Source organism: Shewanella sp. 10N.261.52.F9 (genome assembly GCF_041471165.1).
Lineage (GTDB): Bacteria > Pseudomonadota > Gammaproteobacteria > Enterobacterales > Shewanellaceae > Shewanella > Shewanella marinintestina.
In genome coordinates this window covers 48,168-65,661 of record NZ_JBFRNX010000013.1, presented here as the reverse complement: position 1 = coordinate 65,661, position 17,494 = coordinate 48,168, and the positions used below count along the sequence as shown (strand labels likewise).

At 41.7% G+C, this 17,494-nt stretch carries 17 protein-coding genes; 9 read left to right on the top strand and 8 right to left on the bottom strand.

Annotation, left to right across the window (positions count from 1 at the left end; genetic code table 11):
• Positions 1-3: 3 nt before the first annotated feature.
• Positions 4-1,308 (bottom strand): peptidylprolyl isomerase SurA, encoded by a 1,305-nt coding sequence (gene surA, locus AB4298_RS09340; protein WP_248997713.1) that lies wholly within the window; start codon positions 1,306-1,308, stop codon positions 4-6.
• A gap of 127 nt (positions 1,309-1,435) precedes the next feature.
• On the bottom strand, positions 1,436-3,760 hold the full coding sequence (gene lptD, locus AB4298_RS09335; RefSeq protein ID WP_371986450.1) for an LPS assembly protein LptD: 2,325 nt from the start codon (positions 3,758-3,760) through the stop codon (positions 1,436-1,438).
• A gap of 158 nt (positions 3,761-3,918) precedes the next feature.
• Here lptD and AB4298_RS09330 point away from each other — a divergent pair, with 158 nt between their 5' ends.
• From AB4298_RS09330 to AB4298_RS09310, 5 genes are read left to right on the top strand one after another with little or no spacing between them, the layout of a single operon-like run.
• Entirely contained in the window at positions 3,919-4,932 is a 1,014-nt protein-coding gene (locus AB4298_RS09330) for an aminoglycoside phosphotransferase family protein (RefSeq protein ID WP_248997711.1), read from the top strand.
• 39 nt (positions 4,933-4,971) lie between these two features.
• Positions 4,972-5,640, top strand: a complete 669-nt coding sequence (gene murU, locus AB4298_RS09325) for an N-acetylmuramate alpha-1-phosphate uridylyltransferase MurU (protein ID WP_371986449.1) — start codon at positions 4,972-4,974, stop codon at positions 5,638-5,640.
• Positions 5,640-6,413 carry a co-chaperone DjlA gene (djlA, locus tag AB4298_RS09320; RefSeq protein WP_371986448.1) on the top strand — a complete coding sequence of 258 codons (774 nt, stop codon included), beginning with the start codon at positions 5,640-5,642 and terminating at the stop codon, positions 6,411-6,413. Before murU ends, djlA begins: the two co-directional genes overlap by 1 nt.
• 45 nt (positions 6,414-6,458) lie before the next feature.
• On the top strand, positions 6,459-7,070 hold the full coding sequence (locus AB4298_RS09315; protein ID WP_248997708.1) for an outer membrane beta-barrel protein: 612 nt from the start codon (positions 6,459-6,461) through the stop codon (positions 7,068-7,070).
• Between the two features lie 49 nt (positions 7,071-7,119).
• Positions 7,120-8,073, top strand: coding sequence for a D-2-hydroxyacid dehydrogenase (locus AB4298_RS09310; RefSeq protein WP_371986447.1), 954 nt, complete (start codon positions 7,120-7,122; stop codon positions 8,071-8,073).
• Between the two features lie 128 nt (positions 8,074-8,201).
• Here the strand turns inward: AB4298_RS09310 and purT are convergent, their stop codons facing one another.
• A complete protein-coding gene (gene purT / locus AB4298_RS09305; protein ID WP_371986445.1) occupies positions 8,202-9,377 on the bottom strand; it encodes a formate-dependent phosphoribosylglycinamide formyltransferase in 1,176 nt (391 codons plus the stop codon).
• A 308-nt stretch (positions 9,378-9,685) separates the two neighbouring features.
• Between purT and AB4298_RS09300 the strand changes: the two genes are divergently transcribed.
• The 3 genes from AB4298_RS09300 (at position 9,686) to AB4298_RS09290 (ending at position 12,866) form a co-directional block, all read left to right on the top strand.
• Positions 9,686-10,132, top strand: a complete 447-nt coding sequence (locus AB4298_RS09300) for a DUF3302 domain-containing protein (RefSeq protein ID WP_248997705.1) — start codon at positions 9,686-9,688, stop codon at positions 10,130-10,132.
• Between the two features lies 1 nt (position 10,133).
• Positions 10,134-11,270: an HlyD family secretion protein gene (locus AB4298_RS09295; protein ID WP_371986443.1), complete on the top strand. Its 1,137-nt coding sequence runs from the start codon at positions 10,134-10,136 to the stop codon at positions 11,268-11,270.
• A gap of 120 nt (positions 11,271-11,390) precedes the next feature.
• Positions 11,391-12,866, top strand: coding sequence for an AAA family ATPase (locus AB4298_RS09290; protein WP_371986442.1), 1,476 nt, complete (start codon positions 11,391-11,393; stop codon positions 12,864-12,866).
• Positions 12,867-12,938: 72 nt separating this feature from the next.
• Here the strand turns inward: AB4298_RS09290 and AB4298_RS09285 are convergent, their stop codons facing one another.
• Positions 12,939-13,496, bottom strand: coding sequence for a DUF4136 domain-containing protein (locus AB4298_RS09285; protein ID WP_248997702.1), 558 nt, complete (start codon positions 13,494-13,496; stop codon positions 12,939-12,941).
• 143 nt (positions 13,497-13,639) lie between these two features.
• Here AB4298_RS09285 and AB4298_RS09280 point away from each other — a divergent pair, with 143 nt between their 5' ends.
• On the top strand, positions 13,640-13,948 hold the full coding sequence (locus AB4298_RS09280) for a DUF1289 domain-containing protein (protein WP_248997701.1): 309 nt from the start codon (positions 13,640-13,642) through the stop codon (positions 13,946-13,948).
• A gap of 59 nt (positions 13,949-14,007) precedes the next feature.
• Here AB4298_RS09280 and AB4298_RS09275 read toward each other — a convergent pair whose 3' ends face one another.
• The 4 genes from AB4298_RS09275 to AB4298_RS09260 form a co-directional block, all read right to left on the bottom strand.
• Positions 14,008-15,291 carry a sensor histidine kinase gene (locus AB4298_RS09275; protein ID WP_248997700.1) on the bottom strand — a complete coding sequence of 428 codons (1,284 nt, stop codon included), beginning with the start codon at positions 15,289-15,291 and terminating at the stop codon, positions 14,008-14,010.
• Positions 15,292-15,309: 18 nt separating this feature from the next.
• On the bottom strand, positions 15,310-16,023 hold the full coding sequence (locus AB4298_RS09270) for a response regulator (RefSeq protein ID WP_202720571.1): 714 nt from the start codon (positions 16,021-16,023) through the stop codon (positions 15,310-15,312).
• The gene (locus tag AB4298_RS09265) at positions 16,023-16,373 is read right to left on the bottom strand and encodes a DUF3019 domain-containing protein (RefSeq protein ID WP_248997699.1); all 351 of its coding nucleotides are present in this window, start codon (positions 16,371-16,373) and stop codon (positions 16,023-16,025) included. The genes AB4298_RS09270 and AB4298_RS09265 overlap by 1 nt, the downstream gene beginning before the upstream one ends.
• A gap of 71 nt (positions 16,374-16,444) precedes the next feature.
• On the bottom strand, positions 16,445-17,320 hold the full coding sequence (locus tag AB4298_RS09260) for a MipA/OmpV family protein (RefSeq protein ID WP_248997698.1): 876 nt from the start codon (positions 17,318-17,320) through the stop codon (positions 16,445-16,447).
• Positions 17,321-17,494: the final 174 nt, after the last annotated feature.

Below are 17,494 nucleotides of genomic sequence, written 5' to 3'. Positions count from 1 at the left end.
GTATTAACCTCGGTTAGTTTCCGGCTCAAAAATATCGATGAATGCTTCTGCACGCATTTCATCTAACCAGTTTTGTAACTCTTCATTAAACTTACGACGGAAAATTAGTTGGTGCGCACGATTAGTATTAAATTGGTCGGTTGCATCAGTCGTGCGTTTATCTTCTAGTTGAACAATGTGCCAGCCGTGAGTTGAACGGAAAGGCTCACTGTATTCACCAATTTCTAAGCTATTCAGTTCTTGTGAGAAAGCAGGTACGTAGATATTAGGATCCGCCCAACCTAATTCACCGCCTTTAACCGCCGAACCTGGATCTTCTGAATATTGACGAGCAAGATCTTCAAACTTAGCTTCACCAGTTCTTACTTGTGTAAGGAATCGGTCCATCATGTTTTTAGCACGTTCTTCAGACAGAATCGGTGATGGCTTGAGCAGAATGTGGCGAGACTTTACTTCGTCAACTTCTTTAGTCTGCAAGCCTCGGGCATCCATAATCTTAATAATATGAAAACCAGATGCGCTCTTAATTGGGCCTATTATATCACCAGTTTTAGCATCGCCTACTACTTCCGCGAATAAGGTTGGCATCTCATTGATGTTCATATAATCCCAAATACCACCTTCTAGTGCCTTTGGGCCTGATGACGCAGCAATAGCGATACTTCTAAAATCGTCACCATCCTGTAATCGCTTCATTACAGTCGCTGCACGTTTACTTGCAGCATCTAACTGTTGGCTATTAGCATCGCTTGGCACATCAATTAAGATATGACCAATTTGGAATTCAACATCCTTAAGCCCTTGTTCATTAATAAGCTTCACTAGGTTATTAACTTCTTGTGGAGAAACTTGAATACGGCGCTGAACTTGGATGCGTTGAATTTCACCTAAAGTGATCTCTTCGCGAAGTTGTTCACGGTATTCTGCAAAAGTAGAGCCTTCACTTTCAATTTGAGCTTTCATTTGTGCAACAGTAACATTTTGCTCTTTAGCGATATTCTCAATAGTTTGATCTAACTGTAAATCACCAATATGCAAACCAATTCTGTCTGCAGTTTGCATTTGCAAGCGAGTTAAGATTAAACGTTCGATAACCTGAGTGCGCAGTGCTGTATCTGAAGGCAGTTTTTGGCCGGCGCTTTGAGCATTAGCTTTAATGGTTTTAACCATGCCGCTAACTTCACTTTCTAAAATAATCCCTTCATTTATCTGCACTGTTACGCGATCGAGTGGCGTTGGCGCAGCTTGAATTGACTGGCTCATAGCCAAAGTCATAAGGGCAAAAATTAATTGGTTACAGCGTTTCATCCACTAAAATCCTTGGCTTTTATTGAGTGTCATCTACGGCATTTTATTGCCGAGTTAATGATTCTATAGTCCTGCTTTGACTGCATGTCTTCAGCTAGGTTCAGCATTTTTTAAAGTTATTTATTTGCTAATTCTTCAAATAAAGTGGTTTACGGTAGTTAAATAGACCGTCATCCAACATATCTGACACGCCTAATGGGCCTGAACCACCAAGTCCTTTGACGACAAAGTTTAGGTAGACCCCACTTTCAAATAGCTCTCGAGTATCCTGTACCGGATTATCTTCGTCAATATAATTGGTCTTGATGCGGTAATGATAACTCAAACGCACTGCCCAGCAACATGATTCATATTGAAAACCAGTATAGGTCTCCACTGCGCGGCTCTCGTTTAAGTCGTAATACCAATTACCGACTAGGTATATGCTATCGTTAAGCGGCCAAGCGCCGCGAAAACCAAGCTGTTTAATATCAACCGACTCATTGGTGTTGGTATTAAGCAAATCAGGTACATAGCGATAGCTCGCTTGTAAAAGTTTGTTCTCACCAGGTCGGTAATCAACAGTCACTTCGCTTTTTTTGTTTTCGCTTTCTTTTACATCATATTGGATAGAACCACTTAAGAACCAATCAGAGTAAAGCTGAGTACTAAGTTCGGCGGCAACAGCTGAGTTAGATGTATTTTCTTGAACAAAAGTATCATTGCTACCTTTTATATCGTTAATACCGACACGACTGTCTTCGATATAGATGATTTGGCCCAAGCTAAACTTGAACACTTCTCGATTTTGCTCATTGAACAGTTTAGTGGTTAAGCCCAAGGTAAACTGATTTGCATCGGCAATACGATCTAGACCCGAGAAGCGGCGATCTCTAAATAGACCGTTGTAATCTTCTTGAAGCAGCGCAGTGTCATAAATACCAATATCAGATTGATCTTCATAACCTACATATAGGTACTGGAACTGAGGCTCTAATGTTTGACGATAGTTAGTATCAAAATAATCGGTAAAACGCTCAAAATTGACTTGTCCATGAATACGAACTTGCGGCAATGTACGGTTTACTGTGTCACTCAACTCTGAAGTCATTAAGTCTGAGCGATCGTCTTGCCAGTAGTTAGTTTGTAAAAGCTTTACTTCACTGGTCAACGAGCCCGCAGGACCATGAATTGGGTACGAAATACTCGGCTCAAGATGCAAACGAGTTGCCGTCGAGTACTCGCTGTCTTGATGCTCAAAATTGGTTAGTTCGCTATTAAAGTTAAGATCTAACCCTTTCCAATAGTCTGGTGAGCGGTAGTTAAAGACAAACTGTGGCATCACTTGATAAGGCTTCTCTTCCTCACCCAGCACTTTTATATCTTGGACGCGGGCGCTGATATCCCAATTTTGTTCAAAATAGGCAATCTCACCAATACGGGTTAATTGATTATCTGTCGCTCGCTGTACATCAGAGCTTAAATCATTAAAGTAGTTATTATCTGATACATCAGTGTAGTTAGCTAAGACGCGCCAATTTTTATTAATCGCACCTTGATGTTCCCAGTGATACAAATATCGGTCTGGGCTGCCAACGAGTTTGTCATCATCTGCCAAGTATTCTAGGTTTAATTGACCTTGCTGTTTTTCACCAGCTAAATATCTAAATTCAGTCTTAGTATAGAGGCCGCGAGCAGACATATAGTTGGGTGTGAAAGTTAAATCGTATTCAGGTGCAATGTTCCAATAATAAGGCGTTGCGACTTCAACACCGTTAGTGGTGCTAGTGCTAAATGTAGGGAATAAGAAGCCTGATTTACGTTTATCGGATACCGGAATCGTCATGTATGGCACATACATCACAGGCACGCCAGCAATCTTAATCTTAGCGTCCCAAATCTCTCCCCACTCTTCAGTGCTGTCTATTTTAATCCGGTCAGCTTCTAACAACCAGGCAGGATCATCGCCTGGACAGGTGGTAAAATTAGTGCCAGCTAAGAGTAGGTTGTTCTCTTTGGTGATCTCTAAAGTTTCTGCATCACCATGGATCTGTTGCCCGTGTAGCCAATACTGTGCACCACTAAGTACCGCGCTATTACTGCGCATTTTCGCCACAAGCGAATCTGCGGTTACGGTAAACATTTCATCCTGAAAGACAAGATTACCGTTGGCATGTAACTCTTCAGCTTGTTGATTTAAGATGGCTTCATCAGCTGCAATATTACGCCCACCTTGACTGAAATTAACATCGCCACTAAAAGTCGCTTTTTGACCCATTTGGGCATCGGAACGATCGGAGCTAATATAAATACGGGCTAAGTCAGCGGGGGTGTTGAGCTCATAAAGCGGTACATAAGGCTTTACAGGAGGCACAACAACACACTGTGAACTTGTTGTGTCCACAGTTTCGGTTTCGTCTGCTAAGACTAATTGGGGAAGCAGGCTCAAGGCCAGAAAATAACGGATCTGCATCTTAGGTCAATTAATTATGATTTCTTAGTCTGGACGGTGAAAAGAGGAGAAAAGTTGACCCTTTCCTGGGCAACCCAGCCAAATAATTTTTGTTTCAATCGGTTAGCTGATTCCATTTTGTCGTTATAATAAAGCAATTTCTTCTTAAGAGCCATGAGGTGCCCTTGTCAGATCTTAGATTTCTTCAGTTAAATGCATGGCTAAACCAGTATTTTAATGTAAAAGTTTCGCCACAGTTAATATCAGGTGACGCTAGTTTCAGGCGTTATTTCCGAATTATCGTCGATAACCAGTCTTATATTGTAGTTGATTCACCGCCTAACCTTATCGATATTACACCGTTTATTCAATTGGCTGACAGTTATTCACGTCAAGGTATTGCTGTGCCCAAAGTTATTGCGAGCGATGTTGAGCAAGGCATTATGTTGCTTAGTGATTTAGGAGATGTACAGCTTTTGTCGGTATTAAGTGAGCAAACTTTGCAACAATACTATTCAGAAGCCTTACAGCTACTAACTGATATTGTTAAAGTCACTCACACTGAGGCTGGTGGGTTACCCAGATATGATGTCGCTTTTGTTGAGCGTGAACTTGCCATATTTACTGAATGGTTAGCGGTGCATCACCTAGGGCTTGCCGTTGAAGATGTTAATCGTGCCACTCGCTCTGCGTTTCAATTGTTAACTGAAAATGCTTTAGCCCAGCCTCAGGTTGGTATGCACCGCGACTATCATAGCCGTAATCTGATGCTTCAAGATGGCCAACTTAAAGTGATCGATTTCCAAGATGCTGTCATTGGGCCTGTGACCTATGATGCGGTTTCATTATTGCGAGACTGCTACATTCGTTGGCCTGATAGTGACGTTGAGTTGTTGATGCGTCAGCATTATAAACAATGTATCGATAATCAAATCATTGCAGCCGATACCCGCATTGAGCAATATCGCTATTGGTTTGATCTTATGGGGATCCAAAGACACGTCAAAGCGGCAGGTATTTTTGCTCGGCTAAATTATCGTGATAATAAACCTGCTTATATGGCGGATATTCCACTTACTCTGGAGTATATCCGTGATATTGCTGCACGCTACGCTGAACTTAAACCGTTTTCTGACTGGATTGATAAAGTTATTATCCCAGCTTTTAACGCTAAGAAAGAACTACAAAAGTAGAAAGTCAATGAATAGCAAAGTCGACGAGAAAGGCAAATTATGAAAGCGATGATATTAGCGGCTGGGCGCGGTGAGCGTTTGCGGCCGTTAACCGATTCAGTGCCTAAACCTTTAGTTAAGGTGGCTGGCAAACCATTAATCGTTTATCACATCGAAAAACTAGCGGCGGCAGGGTTTACTGAGATTGTGATCAATCATGCATGGCTAGGTCATAAATTAGTTCAGCATCTTGGCGATGGTAGCCAGTGGCAAGTGAAGCTTCGTTACAGCGAAGAGCTCACTGCATTAGAGACTGGAGGCGGAATTAAGCAAGCGCTTTCTTTATTGGGTGAAGAGCCGTTTTTTGTCATTAATGGTGATATTTTTATTGATAAACTTCCAAATATTAAGCCACTTAAGGGCGATGCATTAGCGCATCTTTGGCTAGTGGATAATCCGGTGCAACACCCGGAGGGGGATTTTGGTTTATCAGGTGAATATGTCAATGATATTGGGCCAAATAAGTTGACGTTTTCAGGTATGGGAATTTACCAAGCAAAGTTATTTAATGATACTCCTGATGGTGCGTTTGCACTTGCTCCTTTGCTGCGATTGGCCATGAAAAACCAAAAAGTGACAGGTGCTTACTTTGACCACTATTGGTGTGATGTAGGCACAATCGCTCGACTTGAACAAATTGAAAAACGTGAAACAAAAAAGGTTAGATAATGCGTATTTGGGGTAAGGTTTTTGGCTTCATTCTTGGCTTTATGTTTGGCCGACTAGGTGGAGCAATCTTTGGTTTATGGCTTGGCCATATGTATGACCGTCATCAAAGCAAAAAAGCTGGTTTAGGCGGGAGCGGGAAAAGGCAAGCGCTGTTCTTTAATACCACCTTTGCAGTGATGGGCCATGTAGCCAAAGCATCTGGTCATGTCACTGAAAATGATATTCGTATGGCGAGTTCTTTAATGGACCAGCTGAATTTAAGCGGTCAAACTCGCGCTGATGCTCAGGCAGCATTTAGAGAAGGTAAAGAGTCTGACTTTGATCTTAATGCTTGCCTCAAGACCTTTAGACTTATTTCTATGGGGCGCAAAGAGGTTTTGCAGATGTTTTTGGAGATCCAAATTCAGACTGCACTCTCTGATGCACAGCTCGATCAGAAAGAGCGAGTTATTTTAAGTGTTGTAGCCAATGAGCTTGGTTTTAGCCAGCAACAACTCGATGACCTATTGGCACGCTGGCAAGCTGAGTTTAATTTTCATCGCAGTGGTGGTAATCAAACATCGATTAAAGATGCTTATGATTTATTAGGGGTCGCAGAATCAATGTCTGATCAAGATATCAAACGAGCCTATCGAAAGCTGATGAATGAGCATCACCCAGATAAATTAGTTGCTAAGGGGTTACCGGCTGAAATGATGGAGCTTGCTAAGACAAAGGCGCAAGATATTCAAGCAGCTTATGATAGAGTCAAAGGTGAAAGAGGTATGCGCTAGCATCAGCTAAGTCGCAGGATTATTATAATAAAATAGGGACATATTATGAAAACTAAATTGGCGTTATTGCTGGGTTCATTGTGTGCGTTTCCTGCTACGGCTGACATCTATGTTGCTCCTTTTGGTGGCTATAGCTTTGGTGCCAGTGAATTTGATATCTCAATAGCTGCATCGGAGGAATCTGGTAAAGGTAAGATCGGGGAGTCGGAAAACTATGGCCTAATGGTAGGACTTAGTACTAAGGACCCCGGCAATGTTTATCTATTGTATAGTCATCAAGCTACTGACTTAAGAGGTGGGGATAATTTTAGTCCTAACGTACTGACATCTATGGATGTTGATTATTTTCATGTCGGTGGCACCTTGTACTTTCCAAATCAAAGTATTCAGCCTTATGTGACAACCAGTATTGGTGTGACAAATATGCGTCCCGGTGGAAATTATTCTAACGAGACACGCTTTTCTATGGCCATTGGTGGTGGAGTTGAGTACCAAGCAACTGATGCTTTCTCATTGTTTGCAGAGGTAAAAGGTTATGCGACCTTTATTAACGCAGATAATGCGTTGTTTTGTGGTGTTGAAGGCTGTCTTTGGAATATTCAGGCGGACATTATGTGGCAAGGCCAAGCTAATATAGGCGCTAAACTAACGTTTTAATCTTTGAACTCTGTATTGCTAATTATCACCAAGCTTAAGGTTGTTTGTTATGAAAATCGTAGTACTGGATGGTTTTACCTTAAACCCTGGAGATCTTAGCTGGCAACCGTTAAAACAATTTGGTGGTTTTAGCTGTTACGAGCGCAGTGCATCTAATGAGGTACTGGCACGTAGTGAAGCAGCAGAGGTCATTTTAACCAATAAAACAGCGCTAGACGCAAAGCTATTAGCCAAACTACCCAAGCTTAAATATATTGGTGTGCTAGCAACTGGCACCAATGTGGTTGATCTGGACGCGGCTAGAGCACGAGGGATTGTCGTTACCAACGTGCCCGGTTACGGCCCTGATGCTGTTGCGCAAATGGTGTTTGCCCATATCTTACATTCTACTCAACAAGTTAGTCGACATTCCGACGCCGTAAAAGCTGGAGTTTGGAGCACGTCGCAAGACTTTTGTTTTACCTTAAGCCCGTTGCAATCTTTAAAAGGCAAAACACTCGGTTTAGTCGGTTTTGGTGATATTGGTAAAGCTGTGGCGCAGATAGCGTTAGCTTTTGGTATGACGGTCATGGTGAATACTCGTCATTCTAGTATTGAGTTACCCGAAGGCTGCGCATGGGTAGAGCAACAACAATTATTTACCCAAGCAGATATTGTGTCACTGCATTGCCCACTCACACCTGCAACCGACAAGCTTATCAATAGCGCAACACTTAAATTGATGAAGCAAACTGCAATGTTAATCAATACAGCAAGAGGTGGCTTAATTGATGAAGCAGCTTTGGCGTTGGCTCTAGAGTCGAAACAATTGGCATTTGCTGGGGTGGATGTTTTATCTAGTGAACCACCAAGTGCTGATAACCCATTGCTTCATGTTAGCAATATTAGCATTTCGCCACACAATGCTTGGGCGACCATAGAAGCAAGGCAGAGCTTGCTAAATATTGCTATAGCCAATTTACAGAGTTTTGTTCAAGGGAAGGTTCAAAATCGGGTTAATTAGCTACACATCTAGTGCTTGAAGTATTTAAATACAAAATAGCCTCAACTTCTTAAGTTTGAGGCTATTTTTATGATGCACAGTCAATAGTAACGATAATCTGCTGCATTTATCGACGGACTAAACTTTCACTAGAGGATCACAGTCACTTTACTGGCAGCTGTGAGGGCTTTATCAACTGCAGAGTCAATATTGGGGCCTCTAGCAAGAGTCACACCTAGCCGCCTAGCGCCATCAATTTCTGGCTTGGCGAATAGTCTTATTTGTGTATCAGGTTGGGTTAGCGCATCGGCCACACCAGAGAATTGAATATTCGTTGAAGTGCCATTAGCTAAAATCACTGCTGATGCGCTTGGACCATGTTGGGCAATGTTACTAATAGGTAAGCCTAAAATAGCACGTACATGCAGTGCAAACTCTGACAGATCCTGACTGATTAGAGTCACCATACCTGTATCATGCGGACGAGGAGAAACCTCTGAGAAGTAAACTTCATCGCCTTTGATAAACAATTCAATCCCAAATAAACCATAACCACCGAGTGCTTCCACTACTTTCTTGCCAATAGCACGTGACTTGCTCAGTACTACCTCTGACATAGCTTGTGGTTGCCAAGATTCTCTATAATCACCATCCTCTTGGCGATGGCCAATAGCATCGCAAAAATGGACGCCATTAACAGCGCTAATAGTGAGCAAAGTAATTTCATAATCAAAGGCTACAAAGCCTTCCACAATAACGCGACCTCTACCTGCTCGTCCGCCTTCTTGGGCATATTGCCAGGCCTGTTGCACTTGCTCTTGGCGGCGAATAACGCTTTGGCCTTTACCTGACGAACTCATTACCGGTTTGACAACGCAAGGGATGCCGATTGTGGCAACAGCATCATTAAACTCAGTTTCTGTATCACAGAAAAAATATGGAGAAGTTGGGATATCTAAAGTTTCAGCGGCTAAACGGCGAATGCCTTCGCGGTCCATAGTGAGCTGAGTCGCTTTAGCTGTTGGCACAATATTCACGCCTTTAGCTTCCATTTCAACTAAAGTTTGGGTGGCAATGGCTTCTAGCTCAGGGATCACCAAATCGGGTTTTTCGAGTTCAATTACTCCTTTGAGTGCATCTGCATTAAGCATATTAATTACATGGGAGCGGTGTGCAATTTGCATTGCTGGTGCATTGGGGTAGCGGTCTACACCAATCACTTCGATACCGTAGCGTTGTAATTCGATTGCGACTTCTTTTCCTAGTTCACCACAGCCGAGCAACATAGCGCGTTTAGCATTGGCAGATAAAGCAGTACCTATCATTTGGGTTACCTTTTAGATTGTAGGGAATCGTTATTTATTGCTAAGCAAAAGGTCATAGGCCGAGCAATATTTGAAAGCATCTTTGGCTTTCAATTTTTATTTGCCTCTAGTGTAACGTGCAGCTTATTTATTGAGGTTAGATTTGCTGCCAAGTGTGCGCAAGATCACTTGGCTTTACTAATCCGCTTATTGCTAATGTGCGGTTTTAAATCGAAAAAAATAGATTTATTGGGTTAATATTGTCAAGATGTTGCTAGGATGTTGGCAGGTTCCATCACCGTAAATAACGGTTTAATAAGGAGAGCGCTGTGTTTTTAGATTATTTTGCATTAGGCATAATATTTTTCGTTGCGATTTTTATCTTTTATGGGGTGATAGCGATTCATGATATTCCTTATGAAATAGCTAAAAAACGTAACCATCCACAGCAAGATGCACTGCACATTGCTGGCTGGGTAAGCTTATTTACTTTGCATGCTATTTGGCCATTTCTGTGGATCTGGGCAACGCTTTATCGAGAAGATAGGGGATGGGGCTTTCAAGAGGTTGTGGAGAAAGAGCAATTACTGGAGAGTGAAGTTAAGGGCTTAACCGAATCGGTTAGAAAGCTAGAACAAAAAATAGTGGCAATGGAAGCTACTAATCATAACGTAATAGCTACGGCAGCCGATGTTCCTGCTACGAGTGAAAAGTTAGACCAAACAGATATATCGAATCAATCTTCCAATAATCAAGCTGATAAGGTAGAGGTGTAATATGGATTTACTACTTGTATTAACCTATACCGCAGTCTGTATTGCTATTTTTAAAATATTCAAAATACCATTGACTAAGTGGACGGTGCCTACAGCAATACTTGGTGGTATCTTCATTGTTGGCGCTCTAATTTTATTAATGAATTACAACCATCCTTATACGCCTTTCGCAAAAGAGTATTTTGTTACAACGCCAATTAATCCAGCTGTAAGAGGTGTCGTTATCTCGGTTGATGTCGAACCGAATACGCCAATTAAAAAAGGTGATGTGTTATTTAAAATAGATCCGACGCCCTTTCAAGCCATTGTTAAGCAAAAACGTGCTGCTTTAGTGGCTGCAGAACTTGAAGTGCCACAGCTTAAAGCTGCTTGGGAAACGGCACTGGCCTCAGTATCTAGAGCGACAGCTGATAGGGATAGAACTAAGTCTGCATTTGACCGCTACGAAAAAGGTCGTAAGCGCGGTGGCGCTAACTCTCCGTTTACTGAGCTAGAACTAGACAATAAACGTCAGCTCTATTTAGCTTCTGAAGCACAGCTCACCGCAGTGAGAGCTGAAGAATTAAGAGTACGTTTAGCTTATGAATCTAATGTTGATGGTGTGAATACCAAAGTTGCCGGTATTCAAGGTGAGCTTGAAAAAGCACAATTTGATTTAGAGCAAACAGTGGTTAAAGCACCTGCTGATGGTATGGTGACGCAAATGGCTCTTCGCCCAGGCATTGTCGCAGTGCCTATGCCGTTAAGACCTTTGCTAAGCTTTATTCCTGACGAGGAACGAGTTTTTGTAGGCGCATTTTGGCAAAACTCCTTACTCCGTTTAAAAGAGGGGGATGAAGCAGAGGTGATTTTAGATGGTGCACCCGGTCAAGTCTTTAAGGGCAAGGTTGCCAAGGTTTTACCTGCTATGGCCGAAGGTGAAATTCAATCTTCAGGAGCATTGGTATCGTCAAATCGTTTAATGACCCGTGGTCGTGCTTTAGTGTTGATAAAGCTAGAAGATCATGAGGTTAGAACTCGTTTCCCTGCTGGTGTATCAGGTCATGCTGCAATCTATACCGAGCATTTTGCTCATGTATCGATTATGCGTAAGGTTTTATTGAGAATGCAGGGTTGGCTCAACTATTTGTTTCACTAAGATTTAGTTTATTAGTGCTGCTCACTAATAAAAGATGGACCGTTTTAAAAGTGTGAACAAAAGGGACTTTTGAGTCCCTTTTGTTTTGTTACCTTTGTCATTATATGCTCAAGGATTAACATGCAGGATATCCGAGATCTCACCGCTATTTTACGCTCAAATACCCCTATTGTAGTTATCGAAACTTATGAAGAGTATAGGGTGATCGATCTGCTGAGGAAGGTATCAAATATCTTATATCAGCCGCTGTTTAGCTGGAGTATTACCCAAGGACTAATGCGAGTAGACAGCGGACTTGGGCGGCAAAAATTCAATTGTGAGCCGGAAGATATTTTGGGGCAAATAAAAGCAACCACTCAAAAAGGAATTTATGTTCTTTGCGATTTCCATCCATTTGTCGAAGGCGCACCAAAGAATGTTCGCTTATTAAAAGAGATCGCTCTGGAATACGAGTCGTTAAACCACACCTTGGTGTTAGTTAGTCACGAATTTACCATCCCTGCAGAAATTAAACATTATTGCGCTCACTTTAGGCTATCACTTCCGGATGTGTCGCAGCTGCTTAATATCATTTATGAGCAGGTCGATAAAGTTAGAGCTGAAGGGGTAATGTTGAACGTAGATGATAGCGCAGTTGTTAAACTCGCTGATAATCTTCGTGGTATGACTTTTGATGATGCGCGCCGGCTTGCCCATAAAGCGATTGTTGATGATGGTGCAATTACACATTCAGATGTCGATAGTATTAATCGGGGCAAATTCGAGCTGCTTGATATGCACGGTGTGTTGCATTATGAGTACGATACTTGCAATTTTTCTCAAGTTGCAGGATTACATAATCTCAAGCAATGGCTTAGTTATAGAATGCCTTCGTTAGGTACACAAGATCTTGTCGATAAACCTAAAGGCATTTTATTGCTCGGAGTTCAAGGTAGTGGTAAAAGCCTTGCTGCTAAAGCGGTTGCTGGTATGTGGCAGCGACCATTGCTTAAAATGGATATGTCGGCCCTATATAATAAATATATCGGTGAGACAGAGAAAAACCTACGTAAAGCCCTAGAGTTAGCTGACTTAATGTCCCCCTGTGTCTTGTGGATTGATGAGATAGAAAAAGGCTTAAGCAGCGGTAGCAGTGATGACGGTACCTCAAAACGTATTCTAGGGGCGATTCTCACCTGGATGGCAGAACGAACATCTGACGTGTTTCTAGTCGCAACAGCTAATGATATTAGTGCATTGCCGCCAGAATTGATGCGCAAGGGGCGTATGGATGAGATATTTTTTGTCGATTTACCTGATGAGACGATTCGAAAGGCGATATTTTTAATTCATCTTAAGCGGCGTATGCTTGAGCCAAGCCGGTTTGATTTAAGTCAGTTGGCAAAGCTTAGTCATGGCTTCTCTGGAGCCGAAATTGAACAAGCGGTTATTTCAGCGATTTATACCGCGAAAGCGTCAGAGATTGAGGTCTATCAACAGGTGTTAGTGGCCGAACTGATGAAAACTCGACCTTTGTCTGTCGTGATGCGAGAAAAGCTGGAATCAATAAGAATATGGGCTGAAGGTCGCACTGTTAATGCCCATCAATCACTTTAGATTTACTTGTATCACTGGTATTTCTGCGGAAAAGCAAACCGTGCAAGCAAAATGCACGGTTATTATATGGCCTTAATCAGCCTGTTTTTTTGGGGGGAATTGAGCCAGAATCTTGCTTACCGTAGCATTGGTTTCGTCAGCCTTTGCTGCTCCCCCTTCATCAAAGGTAAATTTGTCCATACCGCGCCAAATAAGTTGATTGCTGTTTGGATCTATAATGTCAATTTGAATGGTTTGAATTTTTGCGGTATCACTGCCTACGGGCACATCAACGCTAGTGCCAATGCTTGCACCTCCTGAACTGCCCCAAGACCCTGTTCCTAGTCCAATTGAGAAGCCTGAGTCTTTCGGCTTATCTTCTACTTTAAAGCTGTAGGCAACATTAAAGTCGGCAGCTTTTTCTTGAGTATTGAAGCCTTGGTTTATTAGCGCTGTAGCGATAGCTTGCTGGATCCTATTGGCGCTCAATGGGTCACTGTTAGCTGACGGCGGTAGCTGGGAAAAGCTTTTCAGATTAGAAAAATCGTAATCAACATCGTAATCATTTTTTGGCGTTGAGCTACAAGCTGCCAGCAGTAGTAAAGGGATAGACACTAAGGCAACAAATACGCTCTGCATTGGTTTTTTCATTATTTTTTGCTCTCTTATTGAATAAGTCTATTAAAGCCCGTTAGCCAGTATGTAAGTAAATTATCAGTTAGGTATACAAATACAAACGTTATTTACTGTATTTATTTTAGCCTTTTATTGTCAAGATAGTATATGTTTAAGGAATGGAGCAGTTAGAGTTTTTTGAGATCCCAAGTCCTTGCATTGGTGTATGCCAAAGTGACGCGCGTGGCTATTGTAAGGGGTGTTTGCGTAATCGTAATGAGCGCTTTAATTGGCTTGAGTTTAGCGATGCGCAGAAGTTTGATGTGATTCGTTTGTGTAAACAACGTAAGCGCAGGCGTCAGCTGGCTTTCTTAAAAGCGAAAAAAGCGCAAATACTCGATGAAAGATCTAAAGTGAATAGCCATTTAGATTTTGGTCTTGAGTTAGAAACAGAGTTAATGCCAGATCCTAATAGGCATGACGACTAAGGGGATAATTACATCACAAGTAAAATCTGTTTATTCGCCTGTATAGCATTAGTGCTTAATTAGCTTTTAGTGCGATTGCTTGTTTGGGCTAATGACCATATCAGGTTAAATTGAGTAAAGCCCGGCTGGCTTATCAATTGCACATCACCGTGGTGTCTTTCCATAATTCGTTTAATAATCGCTAATCCTAAACCATGGCCTTTATTACCATTTTTGCAGCTTGCGCTGCGGTAAAATGGTTCAAATATTTTGCCTTGATCTTCCGCTAAAATCCCTTCACCATCATCGGTAACAGATAGCATGATTGAGTCATTGGTTTGACTAATTTTAACCACTACGCCATTTACGGCGAATCGTTGCGCATTGGTTATGAGGTTCTGCAGTGCACGTTCAACTAAAGAAGGCTCTGCTATCAGATATATAGTCTCTTCAGGAGCGACAAGCGTAATAGGTATTGGGTGATGTGTCTGCAAACGTTTGATAGTTTGCAGTGCTAAACTATTCAAATCACAGCGCTCAAAGTTAAGTGATTCTCGCTGAGTTTCTAAGCTGGCATAGGTCAGCAGCTCTTGTAACAGGTTTTCCATTTCTTTAATATCGAGCTTCATTTCATCTAAGAAACGTTGTCGTTTGTCTTCATCTGAGTCAGGTAAGCAATATTGGGGTAATAAAGCTAAGGCGAATTTTAGACGCGCTAAAGGGGTTCTAATTTCATGAGAAACAGCGTTTGATAAGTGTTTTTGGTTTTCAATAAGCGCACTAATATGGGCTGCCATATCATTAAAGGTAGTGGCAAGAGGCAATACCTGTGAGCGCTGGGTTAAACGAATGCGAGTGTCCCACTTTGCTTGGCCAAACTCTTTGGTTGCTTTACCTAGTACTTTTAAGTCTTTTGATAGTGGCCATACCCAAAGTAGTACGATAAAGCCCAGTAAGAAATAGAAAAAGATATTATAGAGGTTACGTAGGCTTGCTCGTGGATCGAGTTCTATTGGGCCAGCCATTAATACCTGCTCGCCTACTGCCACGAAATGTAGCTCATGATTAATATCATAAGGCGTTGCAATAACTTTATTTGAATGGACTAATTGGTTACTAGAAAAGGCAACTTGTTCTGCATCGAGTAGAGTCAGTGGAAAGTTTGGCGCAAGCTCAATTGAATCAAGCATAGGTTGGCGCTCGTCAACAGGTAACGCTGCTAACACTTGTGCTAAAGCAACTAAAGGTGCATCGAGTGCACCTTTATCATCTACGTTGCTTTGCCATAAGTTATCTAGTGCCCAGCCAATGCCTAAAAAACCAAGGCTGAGCAAAAGATAAAGGCTAATAAAAAGACGTTTCATCTTATTAAATTAGCAGGTTTAGTTGTTCCATGCTTCAGGAGCGAATAGATAACCTTGGCCCCAAACCGTTTTAATTCTGAAAGGCGTTTCAATATTATCGCCTAACTTCTTTCTTAGACGAGATATACGTACATCAATTTTTCGGTCTTTACCGTCAAAATCGATATTGAGCAGGTATTGATAGATATACTGGCGGCTCATAACCTGACCTGCTTGAGAGGCCAATAACCAAAGCAGTTCAAATTCGTGACTGGTTAAATCAACTTCAGTGTCACCTAAACGAATCGCTTGAGTATGTGGGTCAATGCTTAATTTACCAAAGCTTAAGCAGTGTGACTCAACTTGTGCTGGCTTGGCTTGGCGGCGAAGTAGGTTATTTATACGTGCTACCAGCAGCGCTGGGTCTACAGGTTTAACAACGTAGTCGTCGGCACCTAATTCTAAGCCTTTAATTTGATCTTCATTTGAGCCTAGTGCACTCATCAATAAAATAGGGCCGGCAAAGTAATCTGGTAGTTTTTCACACAGAGTTAACCCATCCATCCCAGGTAACATGATATCGAGCAAAATGATGTCTGGTTTATAGTTGATTAAACGAGTCAGTACCGTATCGCCTCGTCTTTCTACTTCTACGTGCATGCCATGCGACTTTAAAAAGTCGACAATCAAATTAGCTAAGCGAATATCATCTTCGACTAATAATACTCTATGCGTAGATTGAGAGTTGGTCATTAAAATAAACTCCATGGGTTGCGGTATCGTCGCCTAACTTGAGGCGGAGAAGCTGGTGTTATTTTTAATTTTACACCTGCAATTGTCTCGTGGGTATCTTTGTCTATCATCACAAACTGAATATCACGGTTAGCGCTGATATTAACGGTTAATGAGTGAATGTCTGGTGACGAACCACACCACTTCTTTAAGTCTTTGTAATCAGAGATTATGCAAATTGTTTTATTTGTTACTGAATCCCATTGCAACGTCACTTCAATATCGCAAGCTTTTGCATCAGCAGAAGTGATACAAATCTCTGGGGAGAGTTTAAAGTTAGGCTCTAACTCTTCTAGAGTGTTTTGCGCCATAGCATTTGAGCTCAGAAGCGAGCCAAGAAGCAGACATATTGAAAGGCGTATAGATTTTAAAAACACGAGTGTTAGAACCTATATGCTGCACTAACAAAGTAGGTCGTAGTGTAATCTTTATCTAGCAAAGGACTTTCGGCTATAGCATCACCGATATCGGTATAGCGAGCAACGAAGAGTAAATTCCAGTTTTCAGTTAATACATACTGTCCGGTAAACTCAAGACTCTTATTCAATGCCGACTCCGCTTGATATACTTGGTTCCAATAGAGGCTTTCACTTGGTCTAATACCGTAGTAATAGTCCACCACTTCTTCACTTTTCCAGTCTAATACGGCGGCAAATTCAAAATTCCATTTATCTAATGGAATATTATAAAACCACTTTAGCTTAGACTCTAAGCCGCCATGCACATCTAATATGTCATGGGCTAGGCTAGCATGCACTATACCAAATCGGGTGTAAATAAAAGCCTCGGCTCCGCCAAGATATGTAAAGTTTCGATTCTCTAGTTCACCAATAGTGCGCTCATCAGGAGTGAGCCTTGAGAGGGAGCTGGCCATAGGAGCGATCGCTGCTTGGCTGTTACCTGTATTTAATAGAAAGATGTTGGAGGGATCCCAACGGTGGAAAAAGGCGCTGTCATTACTAAAAGTCGTAATTAGGTTAACGGTGTAGTTTTCACCTTCAGCTAAGGTGTAGCCAAGGTTACCATTATCAAAAAACCAGCTCTCGCCATAGTATGCAATAGTTGGCACAACATATAGTGGGATATCTTCAAAATCTTTTAGTGGGTTAGATTTTTGTCCGTATCCGAGTGCTATACCCAGATCCCAGCGACCAACTTCAATACAGTCGGTATTGTTATCACAGCTTGCTGGAGCATCGGCAAAAGTGGCTCCGGAAAACAGGCTTAAACTGAGCAGTAGTGCTAATAAATATGGCATCTAAAACATTGACTCGCAGTTACAAAATTAACAAATGGACCCATAGAGTATCATCTATTCCAAAAAGCATCATGCGAGATAATAAACATGTTGCAAACTGATACAGGTTGAAAACCAATCAAAGCGCAGCTGTTATTCTTGGTGATGATTCGCTAAAAATAAACGTTATTATTG

What these genes read in the sequence shown, in the direction of transcription:
- AB4298_RS09290 (WP_371986442.1), top strand. Translation starts at nt 11,391, where the DNA reads ATGCAGGATATCCGAGATCTCACCGCTATTTTACGCTCAAATACCCCT.
- AB4298_RS09260 (WP_248997698.1), bottom strand. Translation starts at nt 17,320, where the DNA reads ATGCCATATTTATTAGCACTACTGCTCAGTTTAAGCCTGTTTTCCGGA.
- AB4298_RS09275 (WP_248997700.1), bottom strand. Translation starts at nt 15,291, where the DNA reads ATGAAACGTCTTTTTATTAGCCTTTATCTTTTGCTCAGCCTTGGTTTT.
- AB4298_RS09270 (WP_202720571.1), bottom strand. Translation starts at nt 16,023, where the DNA reads ATGACCAACTCTCAATCTACGCATAGAGTATTATTAGTCGAAGATGAT.
- AB4298_RS09285 (WP_248997702.1), bottom strand. Translation starts at nt 13,496, where the DNA reads ATGAAAAAACCAATGCAGAGCGTATTTGTTGCCTTAGTGTCTATCCCT.
- lptD (WP_371986450.1), bottom strand. Translation starts at nt 3,760, where the DNA reads ATGCAGATCCGTTATTTTCTGGCCTTGAGCCTGCTTCCCCAATTAGTC.
- murU (WP_371986449.1), top strand. Translation starts at nt 4,972, where the DNA reads ATGAAAGCGATGATATTAGCGGCTGGGCGCGGTGAGCGTTTGCGGCCG.
- AB4298_RS09280 (WP_248997701.1), top strand. Translation starts at nt 13,640, where the DNA reads ATGGAGCAGTTAGAGTTTTTTGAGATCCCAAGTCCTTGCATTGGTGTA.
- AB4298_RS09265 (WP_248997699.1), bottom strand. Translation starts at nt 16,373, where the DNA reads ATGGCGCAAAACACTCTAGAAGAGTTAGAGCCTAACTTTAAACTCTCC.
- djlA (WP_371986448.1), top strand. Translation starts at nt 5,640, where the DNA reads ATGCGTATTTGGGGTAAGGTTTTTGGCTTCATTCTTGGCTTTATGTTT.
- AB4298_RS09295 (WP_371986443.1), top strand. Translation starts at nt 10,134, where the DNA reads ATGGATTTACTACTTGTATTAACCTATACCGCAGTCTGTATTGCTATT.
- surA (WP_248997713.1), bottom strand. Translation starts at nt 1,308, where the DNA reads ATGAAACGCTGTAACCAATTAATTTTTGCCCTTATGACTTTGGCTATG.
- purT (WP_371986445.1), bottom strand. Translation starts at nt 9,377, where the DNA reads ATGATAGGTACTGCTTTATCTGCCAATGCTAAACGCGCTATGTTGCTC.
- AB4298_RS09310 (WP_371986447.1), top strand. Translation starts at nt 7,120, where the DNA reads ATGAAAATCGTAGTACTGGATGGTTTTACCTTAAACCCTGGAGATCTT.
- AB4298_RS09315 (WP_248997708.1), top strand. Translation starts at nt 6,459, where the DNA reads ATGAAAACTAAATTGGCGTTATTGCTGGGTTCATTGTGTGCGTTTCCT.